The sequence below is a fragment of the Kangiella sp. HZ709 genome (assembly GCF_009674675.1).
Lineage (GTDB): Bacteria > Pseudomonadota > Gammaproteobacteria > Enterobacterales > Kangiellaceae > Kangiella.
This window is the reverse complement of the sequence record NZ_WKJC01000002.1, coordinates 233,577-255,158: the sequence shown is the minus strand read 5'-3', so window position 1 is coordinate 255,158 and position 21,582 is coordinate 233,577. Positions and strand designations below refer to the sequence as shown.

Sequence of the window (21,582 nt, the reverse complement as noted above, 5' to 3'; positions counted from 1 at the left end):
AATTTGCAAGCAAAAGAACTTAATATTCATCGACAAGGAATTATCCCAATGCTGATTTTTGTGCAGGCATTGGTGCTCTTTCCTCTGTGGTTTGAAATTCCTATTTGGGTAACGGCTAGCACAATTGCGCTTATGCTTTTTAAATTTCTTAGCTATAGATTGCAAATAAAATTACCAGCTTGGATTGTTTTGATTTTCGTTTTTTCAGCTCTGGCAGGAGTCTACTTTCACTTTAGAACTATTAGTGGACGTGATGCTGGGGTAAGCCTTATTTGTTTAATGTACGGCTTTAAATTACTTGAATCTAAAAGTTATCGGGATGCAGCTTTAACCTTGTTTATTTCCTTTTTTATTATGGTGATGGCATTTTTATTCAATCAATCCATAGTGATGGGTCTTTATTTATTGCTAGCTATGATTGCCATTCTTTCAGGTTTAGTAGCTCTTAATTCAATTCACGGCTTTCAAGGTTTAAAACATCTCAGTAAAATATCTGGCGTAGCTTTACTGCAAGCTTTACCCATAATGTTGGTACTGTTTTTTCTATTTCCAAGATTGCCAGGTCCTTTATGGGCAATGCCTGATAGTAGCCAAGGTGGTACAGGTATTTCTGACAGTATGAGTCCAGGTGATATTGGTTCATTAACTACTTTTGATGACCCTGCATTTCGCGTCAAGTTTGAATCGACTGCGCCTAGTGCTAATGATATGTATTGGCGCGGTATGGTCTTTTCAGATTACGATGGCTTTACATGGCGTGAGGGAGTGCGTTCACCGACGCGTACTACAAATATTCCAAACTTCACCTCCCGTCATCAATACAAGGTACAAATGGAGCCTAATCAGTCACGCTGGCTTTTTGGCTTGGAGCAATTGGCGACATCTCCAAAAGGTACTTTTTTGTTTAATGATTTTACGTGGCGCCGTCCTAGGAAGATTACCACCCAATTCAGTTATAGCGCGGAAGCTGTGACTTATGATTATCAAGGGGTTGAGTTATCGGTTACTCATCGAAATGTGAATCTTCAACTGCCAGCAACTGGTAACCAAAGAACGCGTCAATGGGCGCAAGAGTTATTTGCTCAATCGAGTTCCACCCAAGATTTTATTCAGCGAACGCTAAATGTTATTAACCAACAAGAATACAGCTATACTTTAACGCCAGAAGTGCTTGAAGAAGAAGTCGTGGATGGTTTCTGGTTTGATACCAGAGAAGGTTTTTGTGAGCATTACTCCGGCGCCTTTGTTTTTATTATGCGTGCTGCAGGGGTGCCTGCTAGAGTTGTGACTGGCTATCAAGGTGGTGAGTATAACCCCTACGGTGATTTTTATTTGATCAGGCAATCCGATGCACATGCATGGACTGAAGTCTGGGTCGATAACCAAGGTTGGATTAGGGTTGATCCAACTGCAGCCATTGATCCTAGTAGGGTCGAAGCGGATTTAAGAACTCGCGCTACTCGTCGAGATAGTTGGTTTAGTGATAAAGAATTTGGTTTTGATTTGCCGCAGGGATTTATCCAAAAGCTGCAATTGCGATGGGATGCTATCAAAAGCTTTTGGGATGATTCATTGATGGGTTATGGTCAAGATCAACAAAACAATTGGTTAAGCAAGATTGGAATAAAGTCTAACCAATGGCGTTTTCTTGGCTATGGTTTGGTTTTTGCTTTGATCGTTTCAGGCTTGGTTTTTGGACTTTGGCTGCTACGAAAATCTAGCAAGCGCGATCCTATAGAGAAGTATTATGAGCTTTTAAAAACTAAGTTAATGAAGCAAGAAGTGATAATTTCACCACATTTGGGGCCTAAAGCTATTCTTGAGTTATTGCAAAGGGAATACCCTGAGTTGTATAAAAAATATTCGACGCCTATAAAGTTTTATATTGCCCTACGCTATAAGAAAGTATCCGATAAGGATAATTTACTGCAAAGATTTAAAACTCAGGTGAAAGCGTTATAATAGCCGCACTCTATTGTATTTGAAGTTTTTATGGCCGATATCACGCCCATCCATAATTTTTTATTGTGCAAAACGCCGAAAGCTTGGTTAGAAAAAGCAACCACTGAATTGGAGCTTGTTTTAATCGATCATGCTCATTGCGAAAAGAAAGCAGCAGCTACAGCGGTTAAGCAAATGTTTCGTTATCCAGAGCATATAGAGCTGTTGAAAAAGCTTTCTCAACTGACAAGAGAAGAAGTATTGCATTTTGAGCAGGTCTTAGACTTTATTGAAAAGCGCGGTATTAAATATAGAGCTATAAAGCCATCTCGCTATGCCGCCGGCTTGCATCAATATGCTGCAAAAGATGAACCTCAAAGGTTAATCGATGGCTTGATTATTGGTGCTATTATTGAAGCTCGTTCTTGTGAACGTTTTCATGCGTTAGCGCCATATTTTGATGAGTCTGAACCTGAGCTAGCAAAATATTATCGCTTTTTATTAAAGTCTGAATCACGCCACTTCATGGATTATTTAGACTTGGCGATGCGTTATTCCGATAAAGCCATCGATGAAAGAGTGCAATTTTTCTTAACTAAAGAAAGAGAGCTTATAGAATCGCCAGATCCTCTATTTCGTTTTCACTCAGGGGTTCCTGCTTAAATTTTTAAGGTCATTCTCGTGAAGGCGGGAATCCATTATAGAAACGGTTATGAAACAAAAATTATTATTACTTAGCGCTTCAAGAGAAGGACGAACGAGCTACCTTGAACATGCCTTACCACTAATTGATGGGTTTTTACCTAAAACCATCAAGAACATTTTATTTCTCCCGTATGCCGGTTTTGCTTTGGGCTATGATACCTATGAAGAAAAGGTTAATGGTGCGCTTATCGGTATTGATAAAATTGTCACTTCAGTTCATCGCTTTAAAGATCCTATTAGCGCCGTGGAAGAAGCTGATGCTATCGCCATTGGTGGCGGCAATACTTTTTATTTATTAAAGCAGCTTTATGATAATGAGTTATTAGATGCTGTTCGTAGAAAGGTTGCTTCAGGGACTCCTTATATTGGCTGGAGCGCTGGCTCGAATATGGCTGGCTTAAGTATTTGTACCACTAATGATATGCCTATCGTTCAACCTAGAAGTTTTAAGGCTTTAGGCTTAGTACCTTTTCAGATTAATCCGCATTACACCGATTACCAGCCACCGAATCATAATGGCGAAACTCGCGCTGAACGTATTTATGAGTACACTTGTGCCAACCCAGATAAATACGTTATCGGAATTAAAGAAGGTACTGCTTTAGAACTTGATGGAGGTAATCTGTACCTTAGAGGCAAAAAAGATGGTTTAGTGTTTAGGGATGGAGAAGCTATCCGAACCATCAACGCTGATTCGGATATTAGTTGGCTATTATAGGCTTATTTAAAGTAATGGCTCTCTATATCACTCTTGCAGACGGTTAAATAATTACCTTGTTCGTCCCAGTCACTAAGGACGATTCTTTGACAATGTTTGTTATTAACTTCTAAGTCGTGAAAATCAGGGCGATGGGTGTGACCATGAATCAAAATGGTGGCATTATTCTCTTGCAATGCTTGTTCGACAGCTTCTGGATGCACATCCGTTATGGATTCTGCTTTATTTTCTTGGGCGTCTTTACTTTTTTGACGAAGGTCTGCCGCGATTGCGCGTCGAACGGTTAATGGTTGTGATAGCAACTGTTGTTGCCAAGCATCAGAGCGAACCATTTTACGGAACTCTAGGTATTCCACATCATCCCAACAGAGCGAATCGCCATGCATTAAAATGGCGTTTTGGTCACCGATGACAAGTGGATGTATTTCGTCAATAATCACTCCTCCGGTTTTATTGGCAAACTCGTTCGCCAACAAAAAATCGCGATTACCGTGTTGAAAATAGAGCTTTTTTCCTGAGTCAGCATAGGCTTTAAACTGAGCAGTAATTGACTTTACAAAGTCAGAATCATCGTCATCGCCAATCCAACTCTCAAACAAGTCACCTAATACAAATAGCTCATTTGATTTAGGTGCTATTTCATTCATGTATCTTGTAAAGAGCGCCGTTAAGTCAGGGCGCTCTTCGCACAAATGCAGATCAGAAATAAAGTGACGCATTATTCTTCGCTGATGGTCGCTTTTTCAATTAACACAGTTTCTACTGGTACATCTTGATGCACACTGTAAGAGCCGGTTTCCACTTCTTTAATAGACTCGACCACATCCATGCCCTCAATGACTTGCCCAAAAACGCAGTAGCCCCAGCCTTGTGATGTTTCACTGGAGAAATTTAAGAAATCATTATCTTTGGTATTAATAAAAAATTGGCATGACGCAGAGTGTGGCTCCATAGTACGAGCCATAGCGACTGAGCCATTTACGTTTGATAAGCCGTTATTGGCTTCGTTTTCGATAGGCGCTTGAGTATCTTTTTGCTCCATATCAGCAGTGAATCCGCCACCTTGGATCATAAAGTTAGAGATCACGCGATGGAAAACAGTGCCTTCATAGTGGCCAGCACGCACATAATTCAAAAAATTCTCTACCGTTTTCGGCGCTTTTGCTGCGTTTAATTCAAGAACAATATCACCGTGATTAGTGGTAAGTGTAACTTTAGCCATAATTTAACCTTTTTATGAAAATTGACGTAGCCTAGATGGCGCTCAGTGGCTACAATATCAAGCTTAATTTGCCGCATATAATAATGCTTTTACGCTAAAAAAGCGAAAGCAAAACTTTAAATATCAAACTGAGAAGGCCATGCTACAGATTTATAATAACCTGACACGCCAAAAAGAAACCTTTAAGCCACTTGTTGAGAGTAAGGTCTCTATGTATGTCTGCGGCGTCACCACTTATGATTTGTGCCATATTGGTCATGCTCGAACTTATTCATCTTTTGATGTGATTAATCGTTATTTACGTTTCCGCGGTTATGATGTGACCTATGTACGCAATATTACTGATATCGATGACAAGATCATTGAGCGTTCGAATGAAAATGGTGAAGCTTTTAATGAGCTTACCGAACGCTTTATTCAAGAAATGTACAAAGATTTTGATGCTATAGGTTTGCAGCGCCCTGACATTGAGCCAACGGCGACTGGAACTATGGATGGTATTATCAAAATTATCGAAACCTTAATCGAGAAAGATTATGCCTATGTTACCGAATCTGGCGATGTAAATTATTATGTCCCCAAATTTGATGATTACGGTAAGTTATCCAAACAAGACTTGGAACAATTAAACTCCGGTGAAAGAGTTGAAGTAAATTCGGAAAAGCGTGACCCGATGGATTTTGCCCTATGGAAAGCCGCTAAACCAAATGAACCTACTTGGGATTCGCCATGGGGTAAAGGACGTCCTGGGTGGCATATTGAATGCTCTGCTATGTCAAAAGAATGTTTAGGAGATACCTTTGATATTCACGGTGGCGGTTCTGATTTACAGTTTCCACATCATGAAAATGAAATTGCCCAATCGGAGGCAGCTAATGGTTGTCAATTTGCCCGTACTTGGATTCACACCGGAATGGTGCAAGTGGACAAAGAAAAGATGTCTAAATCTTTGGGTAATTTCTTTACTATCCGTGATGTGTTGACTCAATATCGTGCTGAGTCTGTGCGGTATTTTCTAATGAATGGCCATTACCGCTCGCAACTTAGCTACAGTCAAGCGAATCTCGAAGCCGCAGATGCGTCTTTGGAGCGTTTATATACAGCCTTGCGTGGGGTGGATCTTGCCCAAGCTGTTAATAAAGAGTTCGAACTTATCACTAAAGCAGAAGCTAAGTTTGTAGAATCGATGGATGATGATTTTAACGTTCCCGAAGTATTGCCAGTATTATTTGATTTGGCTAAAGAGATCAATCGTTTAAAAGCTACAGATATGGTGCAAGCTGCCACTATCGCAGTCAAACTGAAAGAATTGGCTAGTGTTTTAAGTTTATTACAACAAGATCCTGAAGAATTCCTAAAATCTGGAGCGGGGGAGTCAGGCGTCTCAGATGAGGAGATCGATGATTTGATTCAGCAGCGCTTGCAAGCTAGAGCTGATAAAGATTGGGCTAAAGCTGATGAAATTCGCGATAGACTCAACGAGTTAAATATTGAACTCGAAGACGGTGCCAGTGGCACCAGTTGGCGCAGAAAATAAAAAGCCGCATACGCGGCTTTTTTGATATAAAAAATTAGTCGTGCAAATGCTCGCAAGCAAATAATGTATTACTCATAAGCATTGCTACAGTCATGGGGCCTACACCACCTGGAACTGGTGTGATCCAAGAAGCACGCTCTTTGGCGATATCAAATTCAACATCTCCCGCCAATTTACCTGTCTCCAGACGATTAATGCCTACATCAATGACGATAGCTCCAGGTTTGATCCAGTCACCTTTAACCATTTCCGGGATACCAACGCCTACCACCACTATATCGGCTTCCGAAACTTTCTTTGGCAAGTCCTTAGTTTTACTGTGACAGAAAGTCACGGTGCAGCGCTCCATTAATAGTTCCATTCCCATTGGGCGCCCAACAATATTGGATACACCCACAACTACGGCATCTTTGCCAACTAAATCGATCCCAGTTTCTTTTAACATGACCATTACACCATAGGGGGTACAAGGGCGCATGGTTGGCATTTTTTGCGTTAGGCGGCCCATATTGTAGGGATGGAAGCCATCCACATCTTTATCAGCTTTGATTCGCTCTAAGATGATGTTCGAATCTAGGTGAGCAGGAAGTGGCAGCTGCACTAAAATGCCGTCAATCGCAGGGTCATCATTTAAAGAGTCAATTTGTCGTAATAGTGAATCTTGGGTGGTGTCTTCGTCCATCACGAATTTTTGTGAGATAAAGCCGACTTTTTCGCAGGCTTCTACCTTTTTACCCACATAAATTTGTGAAGCTGGATCGCCACCAACTAATACCACTGCTAAACCTGGTGCTCTAAGGCCTTGATCTAAGCGTGCTTGTACCTTTTCGGCTAGTTGGTTTTTTACTTTTTCAGAAATGGCTTTGCCATCTAAGATTTGAGCAGACATATTGATAATCCTGAATATTCTTAAGCTGATTTAATTCAAATGAGCGTTTGAAAAGGCGATATTGTCGCAATATTTGCAGCTTTGCTCAATCCTTATTCAGCTTTTCTTGATAATTATGAAATATCCATAAAAAATGGCTGAAAAAGTGTTGACGCATTTCGTATGAGTCAGTATTATTGCGCTCCCTGTTCGGGTTAACCTAATCTTAGTCAAGGTATGGGGCCGAATAAGGCAAAATCGGCGATTAGCGCAGTCTGGTAGCGCGCCTGCTTTGGGTGCAGGATGTCGGGAGTTCAAATCTCTCATCGCCGACCAATTTTTTGTCATTTGTTATGCGGTATCGATTCAAATGCGCCCGTAGCTCAGCTGGATAGAGCAACGGCCTTCTAAGCCGTGGGTCGCAGGTTCGACTCCTGCCGGGCGCGCCATTTAGCGTTGCAGGCACAACAGATGATATGACGATTTATGGTGGGCGTAGCTCAGTTGGTAGAGCCCTGGATTGTGATTCCGGTTGTCGTGGGTTCAAATCCCATCGTCCACCCCATATTTTTTCTGCTTCTACTACCAATATCAGAAGCGTGAAATAAACAATACGGTTCGATGAGGGCTGTCTGGGCGCAAGCCCACTGTAAGAACAATGCGCGAGAGTGGTGGAATTGGTAGACACGCTGGATTTAGGTTCCAGTGCCGCGAGGCGTGAGAGTTCGAGTCTCTCCTTTCGCACCATTTACTAAGAGAACAATTCAAGTAAATGGTCATTTCTTTATCCTTCATCTTAATAATAGACAAAGTGATTATAATTGCTTTGTCTTTTTCCGTTTTTAAATAGTTTAGGTTTAATCTTCGGAGATTAATAATGCAAGTTTCAGTTGAAACCAGCCAAGGTTTAGAAAGAGTTTTAACAATTGATGTTCCTTCAGAGAACATTGATGGCGCCGTACAAAAACGTTTACAGGATATGTCTCGTAACGTGAAGATGAATGGCTTCCGTCCAGGTAAAGTACCATTTAGTGTTGTTAAAAAGCGTTATGGTGCGGCAGTTCGTCAAGAAGTTCTTGGTGAAGTTATGCAACGTCATTATTTTGAAGCAGTGCAGCAAGAAAAGTTAGTGCCTGCTGGTTACCCGCAACTTGAGCTTGTAGAAAATAAAGATGGTGAAAATTTAAAATTCACTGCTAAATTTGAAATTTATCCTCAGGTTGAATTAACAGCTTTTGATAAATTAGAAGTTGCAGCAAAAACAGCTGAAGTTACTGATACTGATTTAGACAAGATGCTAGAAACTCTTCAAGGACAGCGCGCGACTTGGAAAGAAGTTAAACGTAAGTCTAAGAAAGGTGATCAAGTAGTCATCGACTTTACAGGTTCTATTGATGGCGAAGCATTTGCCGGTGGCGAAGCTAAAGAATTTCCATTAGAGCTTGGGTCAGATAGCATGATCCCAGGTTTTGAAAAGCAAATCATTGGCGCTAAAGCCGGCGAAGATGTGAATGTTGAAGTTGCTTTCCCAGAAGATTATCACGTTGAAGATCTGAAAGGTAAAGACGCAGTATTTGCTACTCATGTTCATAAAGTGAACGAGAAAGAATTGCCATCTCTAGAAGATTTAGCAGCAGCGCTAGCGGCTGAAGATATTGATGGTCTAAAGTCTGACGTTAAAGACAATATGGAGCGTGAATTACGCAATGCGCTTAAAGCGCAGGTAAAAGGTCAAGTGATGGATGCCCTAGTAGGTGCTCATGAGTTTGATATTCCTAAGGCAATGATCGACCAAGAAATCGATCGTATGCGCCAAGAAATGGTGCAGCAAATGCGAGCTCCAGAAGGTGCAGATACTCCTGATTTACCTGCTGAGTTATTTGAAGAGCAGGCGACACGTCGTGTGAAACTAGGTTTAGTGGTTGCAGAAATCATCAAGACTGAAGAGTTAAAAGCTGATGAAAATAAAGTGCGTGCTCAAGTAGATGATTTAGCGGCTGTCTATGAGCAACCTCAAGAAGTGATTGATTGGTACTATGGCGATCCACAACGTTTACGTGAAGTGGAATCTTTAGTACTAGAAGATACAGTGGTTGACTTGGTGCTAGAAAAAGCTAAAGTATCGGAAGAGTCTGTAAAGTTCGATGATATTATGAATAAAAAATAATTCGTAACGTCAAATGAATACTAAAAGCGGGCCTTGGCTCGCTTTTTTAATGTCTGTTCAAAAATAAAAGAAAGTTCCCAAAGGATAACGCATGAACAACCCTAAAAATCCTATTATTACCAACCAAGAGTCGATAATTACTGATCCTTATGCCGGTGGCTTGATCCCAATGGTCGTAGAGCAAACTTCAAGAGGTGAGCGCTCTTATGACATATATTCTAGATTGCTAAAAGAGCGCGTGATTTTCTTAGTAGGCCCAGTAGAAGACTACATGGCAAACTCTGTTATCGCTCAGATGTTGTTTTTAGAGTCCGAAAATCCGGATAAAGACATTTATTTATACATAAACTCGCCAGGCGGTGTGGTTACATCCGGCATGGCGATTTACGATACCATGCAGTTTATTAAACCGGACGTTAGTACTGTTTGTATTGGTCAAGCGGCCAGTATGGGTGCTTTTTTATTAACCGGTGGCGCCAAGGGTAAACGTCATTGTTTGCCTAATTCTCGTATGATGATTCACCAACCTTTAGGTGGTTTCCAAGGCCAAGCATCTGATTTTGAAATCCATGCTAAAGAAATTATTGATTTAAAGCGTCGCTTGAACTCAATAATGGCAGGTCATTGCGGCCGCCCGGTTGAAGATTTAGAGCGGGATACGGATCGTGATAACTTTATGACTGCTGAAGAAGCTGTTGAATATGGTTTGATTGATTCAGTAATTAATTCAAGAAAATAAAATAAAAGAGCACTGTTTTTTGCAGTGCTCTTAATAATCCCTGCTGGTTATTTACTTTTAGCAGACTGTTGTAAAAGTAGATCACGTCGTAGCAGTATATGTTCAATTTGCTGCTTAGAAATATACCTCCCAATTCTTTTATTTAAATTATCTCTGTTTAGTAGGTTAAGAGATTTTATAAACAAAGGAGATACTCTGTTTGGCATATCGCTGAAGAAACTTTTATCAGAATCTAGCTCCCTAAATGCACCGGCATGATTTATTAACCAAAGTTGGGAGTTCGCTGGAATATACAATTGATCCTCATTGCTTCTGTCAGTATTAGCAATTAACCAATCAAATATTTGCATTAATTCTTGTGATTGCTCAGGTTTGCAATAACCCTTAAGACTAATATTTTCTATTTCAATCTCATGTTTAGTTTTTGAGTTTTTTAGTAAATACTGAAGAATGCCGGCTTTACCTTGATAATCATACTCCATTACAAATGGAACTAGGTGAAGCTCTAATAATCTATCTAATTGATAAGCGGCTAACTCTTTTTTTACCTGGTGAGGTTTAGCTTCTCTAAAAGCTGCTTGGATAGTCCCATCTTTAAGTGGAAAAGTAAGAATAGACAGATCTTGACCTGGGCTTGACTTGGGTTTACTGCGAAGAAATATTTTGCTTATTTCGTTATCATTAAACCCGTGAGGATTTAATGGTTTTCTTGCAGATTCACTAATGGGGGAAGTATTGTTTGCATCATTGAGGTTTAGCACTTTTAACTCAGCTTTATTAATAGAAACTAAACTCGGATTGCCTTTATAGTATGCGGAAGACATTCCTGTATCGAGCATGATGACTTTGTTATTAAGACGTGAGCGAACTGTCAAGCTGCTGTCTGGAGTGTGACCTAAAAATATTTGAGTAGCTCCAAAGTGTCGTAAAACATTATCAATGGTGTTTTCTTCAACATACTCATGACATAGCATATTGCCGCGATACCAAGTAGGCCCAAAGCTGTCGAAAAGTAAAGAGTCAGCTAAAGCTATAAACTGCTGAGTTTTTAGTTTGAGAGACTCGTCATCAGCTAGAGAGCTTTTTAAATTGCCAGCAATGAACCGTTTAGCAATATTTAACCGCTCACGTTTTGAATCCGAAAATTGGAAAAGTCCAGCATTAACAAGCTCACGCCATAACTGGCTATAGCGACTTAAATCAGAAATAAACTGCTGATTGAGTTCTTGAAGACTCTTACCGCTATCAATTAAGTCTTGTGAAAAACCTCCGTGGGCAAACAATTTATCTTGGACATTCACTATCATTTGCTTGCTGAGTAGCCATCGACCATATTTGCCATCAGGGGCATACATTTTAATATGACCAAAAAAACCTTCAGGGTATTGATTCTGGAATTCTTGTCGGCTTTTGTCTGAGTCAGTCAATTTGGACTTTTTAATAAAAGCTTGGTAGGTGGATTGACGTAACCCAATAGGTTCATCATTTTTAAATGCGGCAAATTCCGGATCGGATACGTAGCGTAGATCGCCACGAATATTCATGACTTCATGGTTGCCAAGCGCCATGTAAAAGGCGCCACCAGCTTTAGCAGCTTGCTTTTCTAGTTCCATGAAAAAGTCGAGTATCTGACGTGAGTCAGGACCTCGATCAACTAAATCGCCTACGCTGACAAGGATTCGTTTACCAGCAATCCAACGGTTTTGAGCATCGATGAGCTTACCAGCTTGTAATAACTTTTGCAGAGTTGGGAAGTCGCCATGTACATCTGCTATTACTGTAATAGGAGAGTTCAATGGATGTAATTGTTGTACGGCAATGTCATTAGAGTCTGATCTAAGATATGGCTTATCGTCCAGAGTAACTTTCTTCTTGTTGATAGATAAGCAGGCTGTCAATAGTAACAAGGGTATTGATAGACCTATAAGTTTTAATGTTTGAATGATAATAAGCTCCATCACGATAGATCGAATATGAATGATAAGTATAAAGAAGTTGTCTTACAAAAAAGAGGCTATTTGGATTATTTTGCTAAATTTGCCTAAATATCAGTCAGCTCAAGCTATTTTGCTTTTTTTGCCCTAAGGTTTTTGTTAATGTTAGTGCATAAAGGCAAGAATCAGTTGAAGGCTGAGGGTTAGTCCCCATATAGCAGGGATTAGCGGCACCAATCGATAAGGCGTCTGAAAAGACCGAGGAATGAATGAGCGATAGCAACGATAATAAAACACTGTATTGTTCTTTTTGTGGCAAAAGCCAACATGAAGTGAAAAAACTAATAGCTGGTCCACGTGTATTTATTTGTAATGAATGCGTCGATTTGTGCAATGACATCATCATTGAAGAAGTTAAAGATATCGCCGCAGAAGCTGGTGGTCGTGATTTGCCATCGCCAAAAGAAATAAGCGCATTCTTGGAAGAGTATGTCATCGGGCAAGAGAGAGCAAAAAAAGTATTGTCAGTTGCAGTTTATAATCATTACAAGCGACTTGAGAATGAACCGCAATCCTCTGAAAATAAAGAAGTTGAGTTGGGCAAAAGTAACATCCTTTTAATAGGTCCAACTGGCTCAGGTAAAACTTTGCTAGCCGAAACTTTAGCCAGAATGTTGGAAGTGCCTTTCACCATGGCTGACGCAACTACTTTAACTGAAGCTGGCTATGTAGGTGAAGATGTAGAAAACATTATTCAAAAGCTACTTCAAAAGTGCGATTACGATGTTGAAAAAGCTGAACGCGGAATTGTGTATATCGATGAAATCGATAAAATTTCACGAAAATCCGATAACCCTTCCATCACTCGTGATGTATCAGGTGAAGGAGTACAACAAGCCTTATTAAAATTAATCGAAGGTACGGTTGCTTCTGTTCCTCCACAGGGCGGTCGTAAGCATCCACAGCAAGAATTCTTACAGGTGAATACTTCAAACATTCTATTTATTTGTGGTGGTGCTTTTGCAGGAATCGAAAAAATTATTCAGGAACGCACTGAAAAAGGCGGCATAGGTTTTGGCGCTGATGTTAAAGAAGTTCATGATGGTAAAGCGATTGGTGAAATGCTTAAGAATATAGAACCAGATGATTTAGTGAAATTTGGTTTGATCCCTGAATTTATTGGCCGATTACCGATTGTAGCGACTTTGCAAGAACTCGACCAACATGCATTAGTACGTATATTAACTGAACCAAAAAATGCTCTTACTAAGCAGTACAATAAATTGTTGATGTTAGAGAATGTAGAACTTGAATTTAGAAAAGATGCGTTAGAAGCGATAGCGCGAAAAGCGATGCAGCGCCGCACTGGTGCGCGAGGATTACGCTCTATCCTTGAAGAAATTTTATTAGACACCATGTATGAATTACCATCTTTAGAAAATGTTAGTAAAGTTTGTATCGATGCAGCAATGGTGAAAGGTGAGGCAGAGCCTCTACTCATATACGATTCTCAAGCAAAAGCTGCTTCTGAGTAATATTAAGCTGCAACCATCCAAATGTGGGCTCGTTCTGGGCCCATTGATGCTAACAATTTTGAGAGCCCAGTTTTTAATTAACCAACTGAGTTTAACCAACAGTTAGGAAAAAAAGCGCAATGCAAAGCGATACCCAAGAAACGAACCTAGAATCTAAAAATAAACAACTTCCTTTGTTACCACTTCGCGATGTGGTGGTTTTTCCACATATGGTTATTCCATTGTTTGTGGGGCGAGAAAAATCTATTCTGGCGCTTGAAGAAGCGACTAATGGTGATAAGCAGGTTATGTTGGTGGCGCAAAAAGAAGCCTCTGAAGATATGCCTGAGCCAGATCAACTTTATACATACGGCTGTGTTGCTACCATTTTACAAATGCTGAAGCTACCTGATGGTAATGTCAAAGTTTTAGTAGAGGGCGTGCAAAGAGCAAAAGTAACTCAATACACTGAAACTGAACCTATGTATGTTGCAGAAGTGGAAACAGTGAATGCTCCTTCACTGAATCCAGCTGAAGAGGATGGACTTGCTAGAGCCGCTTTATCTAATTTTGATAAATACGTAAAACTCAATAAAAAGGTTCCAAGTGAAATTTTGACTTCACTATCGGGTATTGATGAGCCAAGTCGTCTAGCGGATAGTATCGCGGCGCATATGGCTCTCAATATCCAAGATAAGCAGCAAATCTTGGAAATGGAAAACACTTCTGAGCGTCTTGAACATCTCATGAGCAAGATGGAAGGTGAAATGGAGTTGTTGCAAGTTGAAAAACGAATTCGTAGTCGCGTTAAGAATCAAATGGAAAAAAACCAACGCGAATATTATTTAAATGAGCAAATCAAGGCCATCCAAAAAGAATTGGGAGATGGTGAAGAAACGGCTTCGGAACATGAAGAGCTAGCAAATAAAATTGCTAAATCTGGGATGAATAAAGAGGCTAAGGAAAAGGCAGAGGCCGAGCTTAAAAAGTTAAAAATGATGTCACCAATGTCTGCAGAAGCGACAGTGGTTAGAGGCTATATTGATTGGCTTTTAGGGGTTCCTTGGAAGAAGCGCTCGAAAGTAAAGCATGATTTAAATAGTGCCGAAGACACTTTGAATTCTGATCATTATGGTTTAGAAAAAGTTAAAGAACGTATTCTAGAATATTTGGCGGTACAACAAAGAGTTAAGAAACTTAAAGGGCCTGTATTATGTTTAGTGGGACCACCAGGTGTCGGTAAAACGTCTTTGGGCCAGTCAATAGCTAAAGCCACTGGCAGAAAATATGTGCGTATGGCGCTTGGTGGCGTTCGAGATGAAGCTGAAATTCGTGGCCACCGAAGAACCTATATTGGCGCTATGCCAGGAAAGATCATGCAGAAAATGAGCAAGGTCTCTGTGAAAAACCCGCTGTTTTTGTTGGATGAAATCGACAAAATGGCGATGGATATGCGCGGCGATCCTTCTTCGGCTTTGCTAGAAGTATTAGATCCTGAGCAAAATCATACTTTCAATGACCATTATCTAGAAGTCGACTATGATCTTTCTGAGGTGATGTTCATCGCGACATCTAACTCCATGAATATCCCCGCGCCTTTATTGGACCGGATGGAAGTGATTCGAATTCCAGGCTATACCGAAGATGAGAAAGTGGAAATCGCGACGCGGTATTTGTTGCCTAAACAAATGACAAATGCTGGTCTGCGCGATGGCGAATTGCAACTTTCAGAGTCAGGTGTGCGCAGTATCATTCGTTATTACACCCGAGAGTCAGGAGTACGAAATTTAGAGCGTGAACTGGCTAAAATTTGCCGTAAAACGGTTAAAGAGCAGTTATTAGCTAAGAAAGAAAAGAAAACTATTAAAGTACATAAAGGTAATATCGATAAATATCTAGGTGTGCAACGCTTTGATTACGGTAAAGTTGGAGACAACAATCAAATTGGGCAGGTAACAGGGCTGGCTTGGACTTCAGTTGGAGGCGAGCTGCTGACTATTGAGTCTGTCGTAGTTGGAGGTAAAGGTAAAACCAGTTTTACGGGCCAGCTTGGTGATGTTATGAAGGAATCAATCCAAGCTGCAATGACAGTGGTTAGAAGTCGTTGTTTGGCACTTGGGATTGAGCCGGATTTTTACGAAAAGAAGGATATCCATGTGCATGTTCCTGAGGGCGCTACGCCAAAAGATGGTCCAAGTGCGGGTATTGGTATGTGCACAGCGTTAATTTCGAGCTTGACAGAAATTCCTGTAAGAAAAGATGTAGCCATGACCGGTGAAATCACTTTACGCGGTGAGGTGTTACCTATTGGTGGTCTAAAAGAAAAATTACTGGCAGCGCATCGAGGTGGTATCAAAACAGTTATGATCCCCAAAGATAATGAACGCGATTTGGCGGATATCCCTTCAAACATTAAAAAGGATTTAGAGATAAATTGCGTGAAGTGGATCGATGAAGTAATTGATATTGCATTGGAACGCCCTCCAGAGCCTAAGAGTCTTGCTAGTCAAAGTAAATCTAAGGCAGTAGCCAACAAATCAAAGCAGCAAGAGGATATCCATCCTCATTAGTAATTTTTAAGTGGTTGAATTTTGCGCAAAAGCCTTGTATTTAAAGGTTTTTGCGCGAATTGACGGGATTTTCCTTGACACTCTAAAGCGCAAGTTGCTATAACAAACAACCTCATTAAAAACCGATGACAACCAAGTTGGTTTTAATAGTAAAAATATCGTAATAACTCTATCTATCAAGGGGAATAAGAGTGAATAAATCAGAATTAATTGATGCAATCGCAGCTGGCTCAGACATTTCAAAAGCAGCAGCAGGTCGCGCACTAGACTCAATGATCGGCGCAGTAACTGAATCACTTCAAAAAGGTGAGTCAGTATCATTAGTAGGCTTCGGTACTTTCTCTGTAAAAGAGCGTGCAGCCCGTACTGGTCGTAACCCGCAAACAGGCGCAACTATCCAAATTAAAGCTGCAAAAGTTCCAGGATTTAAAGCTGGTAAAGCACTTAAAGACGCGGTAAACTAGCCGCCGTTTTCTGGGTGGTTAGCTCAGTTGGGAGAGCATCGCCCTTACAAGGCGAGGGTCACTGGTTCGAGCCCAGTACCACCCACCAAATTCTTCAGTCAAAATAAATTGGCGATAGAATTAGTCTTTTAAGTGACCCTGAACTTAAGCTTAAAAGACTCTGCTGGAGCGGTAGTTCAGCTGGTTAGAATACCGGCCTGTCACGCCGGGGGTCGCGGGTTCGAGTCCCGTCCGCTCCGCCATTATTTATGAACGCGCCTCAGGGCGCGTTTTCTTTATAGCGACTACTTCGAAGTTTTATAACTTTGTTAAAAATTCGCTCCAATGTGCTCATTTGCAATAAGCAAACTGCGCATTCTCGCAAATTTTTTCCTCGTTCTAATAGCTTCTCGTTAGTCGCAATAACAGTAAAAGTAAACTGTTAGAGTTAAGAGTGCTTAAATAGTACATTTTGTGATAAATATATTCTTATAATATTGATTATATAAATAATTGAAGTAATAAATAAAAAGTAGGTACTTAGCTATGATGCTAGAAAGAATACAGCAGAAGATGGAAGGCCCAGCCATGAAGGTGGTGTTGGCTATAATTATTATTTTCTTTGTTTTTGCTGGTTACTTTGGTGCTAACCTTGTTACGCCAGGTAATGAAACTGTGGCTAATGTTGATGGCGTCAACATTACCAATGCGGAAATTGATAATGTGATCAATAATCAAAGAAGACAAAACCCTAACTTTGACCAACAGTATCCAACAGAAGCGAGTAAAGCTGAGTACCGTGAGCAAGTCCGAAATCAGTTAATTAATGACCGTATTTATACAAATACGATTGAAAATGCTGGTTTAACAGCTTCGAAAGCTCAGATTATTGAACAAATCCATTCAATGCCAGAGTTTCAATTAGGGGGTCAATATGATCCACAAACCGCAAAAACCATTATGGCGCAAAATGGTATCAGCGATACAAGACTATACTCGATTGCAAGAAATCAGATTGTTCGCGAACAATTTAATCAAGGCATCTCGGAGAGCAGCTTTGTAACTGATAAAGAGATAGAAGCCTTTTACCGTATTCAAGAGCAAACTCGCGACGCTCGAGTTCTAACGGTTCCGAAAGCTAAGTTCTCAGAAGGTATTGTTATCGAAGATGGCGAAAAGCAAACTTATTACGATAACAACAAAGCGAATTTTGAACAGCCAGAGCAAGTTAGCTTGCAGTACATTTTGCTTACCAAAGACATTTTAGCTCAGTCTATTAAATCTAGCATTACTGATGAGCAAGTAGCAGATTTTTATAATAGCGAAGAAAATAAATCGGAATTCGTAGCTCCAGATAAGATCACTGTGGCGCATATTTTAATTGCAAATGATGTCGATAATGCGGAACAAAAAGCTACAGATTTATTGGCTCAGTTACAATCTGGCGCTGACTTTGCGGAATTAGCTAAAGCCAACTCTAGCGATACTTTTAGTGGTGCTGAAGGCGGAGTGTTACCGCAAACTGAAGCTCAAGCTGGTAATTCAGGTTGGGTTCCAGAGTTTGAATCTGCAGCATTAGAGCTTACAGAGCCTAATGAGTTATCAGGTTTAGTAAAAACAGATTTTGGTTTCCATATCATTAAATTAAACGAGCGTCTGGTTGGTGATTCTAAACCTTTGGCTGAAGTTTCAGAAGAAATTAAGCAGCGAATGGCTGATGTCCAGGCACAAACCCAATTCTTTAATAAAAAAGCTTTGTTAGATGATGCTTTATTCAGTACAGAATCGATAAGTGATTTAGCAAAAACGGCTGAGTTAGAGTTACAAACGACAGAGTTATTTGATCGTAATAGTATACCTGTTGCAATTAATCACCCGGCAGTAATTGAGCAAGCTTTTGCTAAAGATAACATTCAATCTAAAGAAATTTCTGATGAAATTTCAATGGGCGAGCAGCAAATTGTTTATATCGCCGTGCAAGATTACCAAGCTGCCGGCATTAAGCCTTTAACTGAAGTTGAAGCTGAAATTGTTAGTCTATTAACTGCAGAGAAAGTCACCGAAAAAACAAAGACCTATGCTGAATCTATTAAGTCAGCATTAAAGGCTGGCGAATCAGTAGAGACTCTGTTAACGGAAAAGGAATTAACCTGGGTAGAAAGCTCTGCTTTCGGCTCAAGGGACGCTGCTTTGGGTCCTGAGTTGAATTCGAAATTATTCCAACAGGTTGCTCCATTGACGGATGAAGCGGCTATAGAAATTGAAGATTTATTTTCTGGTGATGTTGCGATTCTTGAATTGCGTAAAGTTAACTATCCAGACCTAAGTAAATTGGATGATGCTAAGAAACAACAGTTAAAATCATTATTAGCAAACGTTAACTCTCGTGGCGACTTTAGTAAGTTTGTTGGGGAACTTAGAGAGAAGAGTGATGTTAAGTAATTCTTCACGCTAAAAACTGATAATAAAAAGCCCTCTTGATGAGGGCTTTTTATTGCTGAAATTAAATGCTCATATAGAGAAGTAGCTAAATTTCGATGGCTCTTTTATAGCCAGCAGAAGCGTTTAATAGTTTTTGAGTATATTGAGATTGCGGTTGGCTGAAGACTTCACCCACAGGGCCATACTCTTCTTGCACGCCTTTATGCATTACCAACACCTTATCACTAAAATGTTGTACCAAACCAAGATCGTGAGAGATAAAGATATAGGCAAGATCCAGTTCTTCTTGCAAATCCAATAACAGATTGATGATTTGCGCTTGAACCGAAACATCTAAAGCAGATACTGGCTCGTCGGCAACAATAACTTTAGGATTTAATATTAAGGCTCTGGCGATAGCAATGCGCTGTCTTTGACCTCCAGAAAAAGTATGCGGATAGCGGGAAGCATATTCGGCTCTTAGTCCAACCCTTTCTAATGCTATACGAATTTTTTTCTGGATTTCGAAACGGTTAAAAGCTCTAGAGTTAATTAATGGTTCGGCAAGTATTTGCTCAATGGTTAATCTTGGATTAAAGGAAGATCTAGGATTCTGAAAAATCATACGAATGCTTTTGTACCAAGCAAATTTTTTGTCAGCTAATACATTGTGACCATTAAATAAGAGTTCACCGGTATCGGGTTTTTCTGCACCCACTAAAATTCGAGCAAGGGTGGACTTACCAGAACCAGATTCACCAACTACCGCTAGTGTTTGCCCTGGATTGATAGAAAAGCTAACTCCTTGCAGTACTTGTAAGTAACGAGCTTTGAATGGATTGTTAGAAACCTTATAAGACTTCCTTATCAGTTCTGCTTTGAGTAAATTTGCCATTAAGGTGCTGCCTTCTTTTTTTGTTCAAGGGGAAAGTGGCAACGCACGGAACGACCTTTGATAGAGCGTAACTCCGGCATATTGACACATTCTTTGCTAGCATAGGGGCAGCGGGGGCCAAGATTGCAACCTACCGGTAAGTGACGCATTGGCGGAGTTGAGCCTGCTAAATTATAAAGCCTGCGTCCTTTTTTATAATGCATACCAAAATGCGGAACACTATCGAGCAGTGCCTTGGTGTAGGGGTGAAGAGGCTCTGTTAATAATTTATAAGTTGCTCCCGACTCAACCACTTGTCCTGAATACATCACATGAACTTTCTCGCTCGTTTCAGATAAAATTGAGAAGTCATGAGTGATCAACATTAACGCCATACTTCTCTCTTCATTCAGTTTCATCAATAGATCTAAAATCTGTGATTGAACCGTAACATCCAGCGCAGTTGTTGGTTCATCAGCAATTAATAATTTAGGGTTACAAGCTAAAGCCATAGCAATCATAACCCTCTGGTTTAAGCCACCAGAAAGTTGATGTGGATACTCGTGATAGCGGCGCTTAGTATCTTTTATTCCTACCGAGGTCAATAATTCCATTGAGCGCTCTTTGCATTGTTTTGCAGAACCGCCGTCATGGAAACGAAGAGTTTCATCTAGTTGATAACCGATGGTTAAAGCTGGGTTCAAGCTGGAAGTAGGATCTTGAAAAATGATTGAAATACTGTCGGTAATAAGTTTTTTCTTATCAACGCTTTGCATTCGATTTAAATCTTGATTTTCTAGAGTAAATAAATCTGCCTGAGCTACTGCGGATGGGGACAACAAATCAGCTAGAGCTAGCGCCATAACACTTTTACCAGATCCTGATTCACCAATAACGCCTATTACCTGACCTGGATCTATTTGCAATTTGAATTTATCAACAGCTGTGACTAAACCGTGATCAGTTTTAAAATTCACGGTTAAATTTTCTATATGGAGTAAGCTCAAAGTCAGATATCTCTATTGATTGATTTGCGGATCGAGCGCATCGCGTAAACCATCGCCCAATAAATTAATGGATAAAATTGTTAAGAAAATAGCCAGACCTGGTAGTGCCATGGTCCAAGGCGCATACTGGATATAAGAGCGAGACTCTGCCAGCATGGTTCCCCATTCGGCAATTGGAGGTTGTGCGCCAAGTCCTAAAAAGCCAAGCGCTGCAATGTCTAGTAGGGCAGTAGAAAAACTAAAAGTGATCTGCACAATAATCGCAGGAACTATATTAGGTCCAAGATGTTTGAACAATAGGCGATTTTGACTGGCTCCATCAAGTTTTGCAGCCATACTGTATTCTTTATTGAGTTCTTGTGATATGCCACTTTGAGTAATCTTTACGAATTGAGGAATGAGAACTAATATCACTGCGTAGGCAGCATTAGTAATCCCCGGGCCAATAATAGCCACGACAGTAATAGCTAATATCAATGAAGGAAGCGATAACATCAAATCCATTACTCGCATCACAACACTTCTTAAAATCGGTGGTAAAAAAGCAGTAAAAGCACCAATCAAAACCCCAACAATGGCAGATACAAAAACAATGAAAGCAGATAAAAAAAGCGACAATCTAGCGCCATGTAATAACCTTGAAAATAAATCGCGCCCTAAGTCGTCGGTACCGAGAAAATGTGAAAAGCTCCCACCAATATTCCAGACCGGTGGTTGAAAACTTTTATTGCTAAACTGCTGAGCTGGATCATAGGGCGCAATCCACGGACCAATAATGGCCAACAAAATAATAATTATAATCACAGCGGCACCAAAAACGGCGCCATAATTTTGGCGGAACATTTGCCAGGAAGCTTTTGCTTTAAAGAGCTTTAAGCGATGAGCTAGGCCATTTACTTTTGCGTAATTCATTCAATCAGCC

At 40.3% G+C, this 21,582-nt stretch carries 17 protein-coding genes and 6 tRNA genes; 16 read left to right on the top strand and 7 right to left on the bottom strand.

Features of this window, described 5'->3' with window-relative positions:
• The first annotated feature begins 3 nt into the window (after nucleotides 1-3).
• Genes GJS41_RS10120 through pepE form a run of 3 tightly spaced genes read left to right on the top strand, consistent with a single transcriptional unit; the run spans nucleotide 4 to nucleotide 3,364 of the window.
• Nucleotides 4-1,962 carry a DUF3488 and transglutaminase-like domain-containing protein gene (locus GJS41_RS10120; protein ID WP_154247245.1) on the top strand — a complete coding sequence of 653 codons (1,959 nt, stop codon included), beginning with the start codon at nucleotides 4-6 and terminating at the stop codon, nucleotides 1,960-1,962.
• 30 nt (nucleotides 1,963-1,992) lie between these two features.
• Complete coding sequence (locus GJS41_RS10115; RefSeq protein WP_154247244.1) at nucleotides 1,993-2,604, top strand: tRNA-(ms[2]io[6]A)-hydroxylase; 612 nt, start codon at nucleotides 1,993-1,995, stop codon at nucleotides 2,602-2,604.
• Nucleotides 2,605-2,653: 49 nt separating this feature from the next.
• The gene (pepE, locus tag GJS41_RS10110; protein WP_154247243.1) at nucleotides 2,654-3,364 is read left to right on the top strand and encodes a dipeptidase PepE; all 711 of its coding nucleotides are present in this window, start codon (nucleotides 2,654-2,656) and stop codon (nucleotides 3,362-3,364) included.
• A gap of 2 nt (nucleotides 3,365-3,366) precedes the next feature.
• Here pepE and GJS41_RS10105 read toward each other — a convergent pair whose 3' ends face one another.
• Nucleotides 3,367-4,083, bottom strand: a complete 717-nt coding sequence (locus GJS41_RS10105) for a UDP-2,3-diacylglucosamine diphosphatase (RefSeq protein ID WP_154247242.1) — start codon at nucleotides 4,081-4,083, stop codon at nucleotides 3,367-3,369.
• The gene (locus GJS41_RS10100; RefSeq protein ID WP_154247241.1) at nucleotides 4,083-4,586 is read right to left on the bottom strand and encodes a peptidylprolyl isomerase; all 504 of its coding nucleotides are present in this window, start codon (nucleotides 4,584-4,586) and stop codon (nucleotides 4,083-4,085) included. Before GJS41_RS10100 ends, GJS41_RS10105 begins: the two co-directional genes overlap by 1 nt.
• A gap of 139 nt (nucleotides 4,587-4,725) precedes the next feature.
• Here GJS41_RS10100 and cysS point away from each other — a divergent pair, with 139 nt between their 5' ends.
• On the top strand, nucleotides 4,726-6,123 hold the full coding sequence (gene cysS / locus GJS41_RS10095; protein ID WP_154247240.1) for a cysteine--tRNA ligase: 1,398 nt from the start codon (nucleotides 4,726-4,728) through the stop codon (nucleotides 6,121-6,123).
• A 34-nt stretch (nucleotides 6,124-6,157) separates the two neighbouring features.
• Here cysS and folD read toward each other — a convergent pair whose 3' ends face one another.
• Nucleotides 6,158-7,012 carry a bifunctional methylenetetrahydrofolate dehydrogenase/methenyltetrahydrofolate cyclohydrolase FolD gene (gene folD, locus GJS41_RS10090; RefSeq protein ID WP_154247239.1) on the bottom strand — a complete coding sequence of 285 codons (855 nt, stop codon included), beginning with the start codon at nucleotides 7,010-7,012 and terminating at the stop codon, nucleotides 6,158-6,160.
• 238 nt (nucleotides 7,013-7,250) lie between these two features.
• On the opposite strand from folD, the gene GJS41_RS10085 reads away from it, so the two are divergent.
• The 6 genes from GJS41_RS10085 (at nucleotide 7,251) to clpP (ending at nucleotide 9,897) form a co-directional block, all read left to right on the top strand.
• Nucleotides 7,251-7,327: transfer RNA gene (locus GJS41_RS10085), tRNA-Pro, on the top strand.
• A 36-nt stretch (nucleotides 7,328-7,363) separates the two neighbouring features.
• Nucleotides 7,364-7,440 (top strand) — tRNA-Arg (locus tag GJS41_RS10080).
• A 40-nt stretch (nucleotides 7,441-7,480) separates the two neighbouring features.
• Nucleotides 7,481-7,556: transfer RNA gene (locus tag GJS41_RS10075), tRNA-His, on the top strand.
• Nucleotides 7,557-7,653: 97 nt separating this feature from the next.
• Nucleotides 7,654-7,738 (top strand) — tRNA-Leu (locus GJS41_RS10070).
• Between the two features lie 130 nt (nucleotides 7,739-7,868).
• Entirely contained in the window at nucleotides 7,869-9,158 is a 1,290-nt protein-coding gene (tig, locus tag GJS41_RS10065) for a trigger factor (RefSeq protein ID WP_154247238.1), read from the top strand.
• Nucleotides 9,159-9,249: 91 nt separating this feature from the next.
• On the top strand, nucleotides 9,250-9,897 hold the full coding sequence (gene clpP, locus GJS41_RS10060) for an ATP-dependent Clp endopeptidase proteolytic subunit ClpP (RefSeq protein WP_154247237.1): 648 nt from the start codon (nucleotides 9,250-9,252) through the stop codon (nucleotides 9,895-9,897).
• Nucleotides 9,898-9,944: 47 nt separating this feature from the next.
• Here clpP and GJS41_RS10055 read toward each other — a convergent pair whose 3' ends face one another.
• Nucleotides 9,945-11,855: a metallophosphoesterase gene (locus tag GJS41_RS10055; RefSeq protein ID WP_227551358.1), complete on the bottom strand. Its 1,911-nt coding sequence runs from the start codon at nucleotides 11,853-11,855 to the stop codon at nucleotides 9,945-9,947.
• 245 nt (nucleotides 11,856-12,100) lie between these two features.
• On the opposite strand from GJS41_RS10055, the gene clpX reads away from it, so the two are divergent.
• The 6 genes from clpX (at nucleotide 12,101) to GJS41_RS10025 (ending at nucleotide 18,800) form a co-directional block, all read left to right on the top strand.
• Nucleotides 12,101-13,366, top strand: a complete 1,266-nt coding sequence (gene clpX, locus GJS41_RS10050; RefSeq protein ID WP_154247235.1) for an ATP-dependent Clp protease ATP-binding subunit ClpX — start codon at nucleotides 12,101-12,103, stop codon at nucleotides 13,364-13,366.
• 119 nt (nucleotides 13,367-13,485) lie between these two features.
• Nucleotides 13,486-15,915, top strand: a complete 2,430-nt coding sequence (gene lon / locus GJS41_RS10045) for an endopeptidase La (RefSeq protein WP_154247234.1) — start codon at nucleotides 13,486-13,488, stop codon at nucleotides 15,913-15,915.
• Between the two features lie 191 nt (nucleotides 15,916-16,106).
• Nucleotides 16,107-16,379, top strand: coding sequence for a nucleoid-associated protein HU-beta (hupB, locus tag GJS41_RS10040; protein ID WP_370515695.1), 273 nt, complete (start codon nucleotides 16,107-16,109; stop codon nucleotides 16,377-16,379).
• A 12-nt stretch (nucleotides 16,380-16,391) separates the two neighbouring features.
• Nucleotides 16,392-16,467 (top strand) — tRNA-Val (locus tag GJS41_RS10035).
• A gap of 77 nt (nucleotides 16,468-16,544) precedes the next feature.
• Nucleotides 16,545-16,621 (top strand) — tRNA-Asp (locus tag GJS41_RS10030).
• A gap of 283 nt (nucleotides 16,622-16,904) precedes the next feature.
• A complete protein-coding gene (locus GJS41_RS10025; protein ID WP_154247233.1) occupies nucleotides 16,905-18,800 on the top strand; it encodes a SurA N-terminal domain-containing protein in 1,896 nt (631 codons plus the stop codon).
• An 85-nt stretch (nucleotides 18,801-18,885) separates the two neighbouring features.
• Here the strand turns inward: GJS41_RS10025 and GJS41_RS10020 are convergent, their stop codons facing one another.
• From GJS41_RS10020 to GJS41_RS10010, 3 genes are read right to left on the bottom strand one after another with little or no spacing between them, the layout of a single operon-like run.
• Nucleotides 18,886-19,674, bottom strand: a complete 789-nt coding sequence (locus tag GJS41_RS10020; protein WP_154247232.1) for an ABC transporter ATP-binding protein — start codon at nucleotides 19,672-19,674, stop codon at nucleotides 18,886-18,888.
• A complete protein-coding gene (locus GJS41_RS10015; protein WP_370515694.1) occupies nucleotides 19,674-20,630 on the bottom strand; it encodes an ABC transporter ATP-binding protein in 957 nt (318 codons plus the stop codon). Before GJS41_RS10015 ends, GJS41_RS10020 begins: the two co-directional genes overlap by 1 nt.
• 42 nt (nucleotides 20,631-20,672) lie before the next feature.
• On the bottom strand, nucleotides 20,673-21,572 hold the full coding sequence (locus tag GJS41_RS10010) for an ABC transporter permease subunit (protein WP_154247230.1): 900 nt from the start codon (nucleotides 21,570-21,572) through the stop codon (nucleotides 20,673-20,675).
• Between the last annotated feature and the right edge of the window lie 10 nt (nucleotides 21,573-21,582).

What these genes read in the sequence shown, in the direction of transcription:
- GJS41_RS10025 (WP_154247233.1), top strand. Translation starts at nt 16,905, where the DNA reads ATGATGCTAGAAAGAATACAGCAGAAGATGGAAGGCCCAGCCATGAAG.
- GJS41_RS10115 (WP_154247244.1), top strand. Translation starts at nt 1,993, where the DNA reads ATGGCCGATATCACGCCCATCCATAATTTTTTATTGTGCAAAACGCCG.
- lon (WP_154247234.1), top strand. Translation starts at nt 13,486, where the DNA reads ATGCAAAGCGATACCCAAGAAACGAACCTAGAATCTAAAAATAAACAA.
- GJS41_RS10100 (WP_154247241.1), bottom strand. Translation starts at nt 4,586, where the DNA reads ATGGCTAAAGTTACACTTACCACTAATCACGGTGATATTGTTCTTGAA.
- cysS (WP_154247240.1), top strand. Translation starts at nt 4,726, where the DNA reads ATGCTACAGATTTATAATAACCTGACACGCCAAAAAGAAACCTTTAAG.
- GJS41_RS10105 (WP_154247242.1), bottom strand. Translation starts at nt 4,083, where the DNA reads ATGCGTCACTTTATTTCTGATCTGCATTTGTGCGAAGAGCGCCCTGAC.
- folD (WP_154247239.1), bottom strand. Translation starts at nt 7,012, where the DNA reads ATGTCTGCTCAAATCTTAGATGGCAAAGCCATTTCTGAAAAAGTAAAA.
- pepE (WP_154247243.1), top strand. Translation starts at nt 2,654, where the DNA reads ATGAAACAAAAATTATTATTACTTAGCGCTTCAAGAGAAGGACGAACG.
- tig (WP_154247238.1), top strand. Translation starts at nt 7,869, where the DNA reads ATGCAAGTTTCAGTTGAAACCAGCCAAGGTTTAGAAAGAGTTTTAACA.
- clpP (WP_154247237.1), top strand. Translation starts at nt 9,250, where the DNA reads ATGAACAACCCTAAAAATCCTATTATTACCAACCAAGAGTCGATAATT.
- GJS41_RS10010 (WP_154247230.1), bottom strand. Translation starts at nt 21,572, where the DNA reads ATGAATTACGCAAAAGTAAATGGCCTAGCTCATCGCTTAAAGCTCTTT.
- GJS41_RS10020 (WP_154247232.1), bottom strand. Translation starts at nt 19,674, where the DNA reads ATGGCAAATTTACTCAAAGCAGAACTGATAAGGAAGTCTTATAAGGTT.
- GJS41_RS10055 (WP_227551358.1), bottom strand. Translation starts at nt 11,855, where the DNA reads ATGGAGCTTATTATCATTCAAACATTAAAACTTATAGGTCTATCAATA.
- clpX (WP_154247235.1), top strand. Translation starts at nt 12,101, where the DNA reads ATGAGCGATAGCAACGATAATAAAACACTGTATTGTTCTTTTTGTGGC.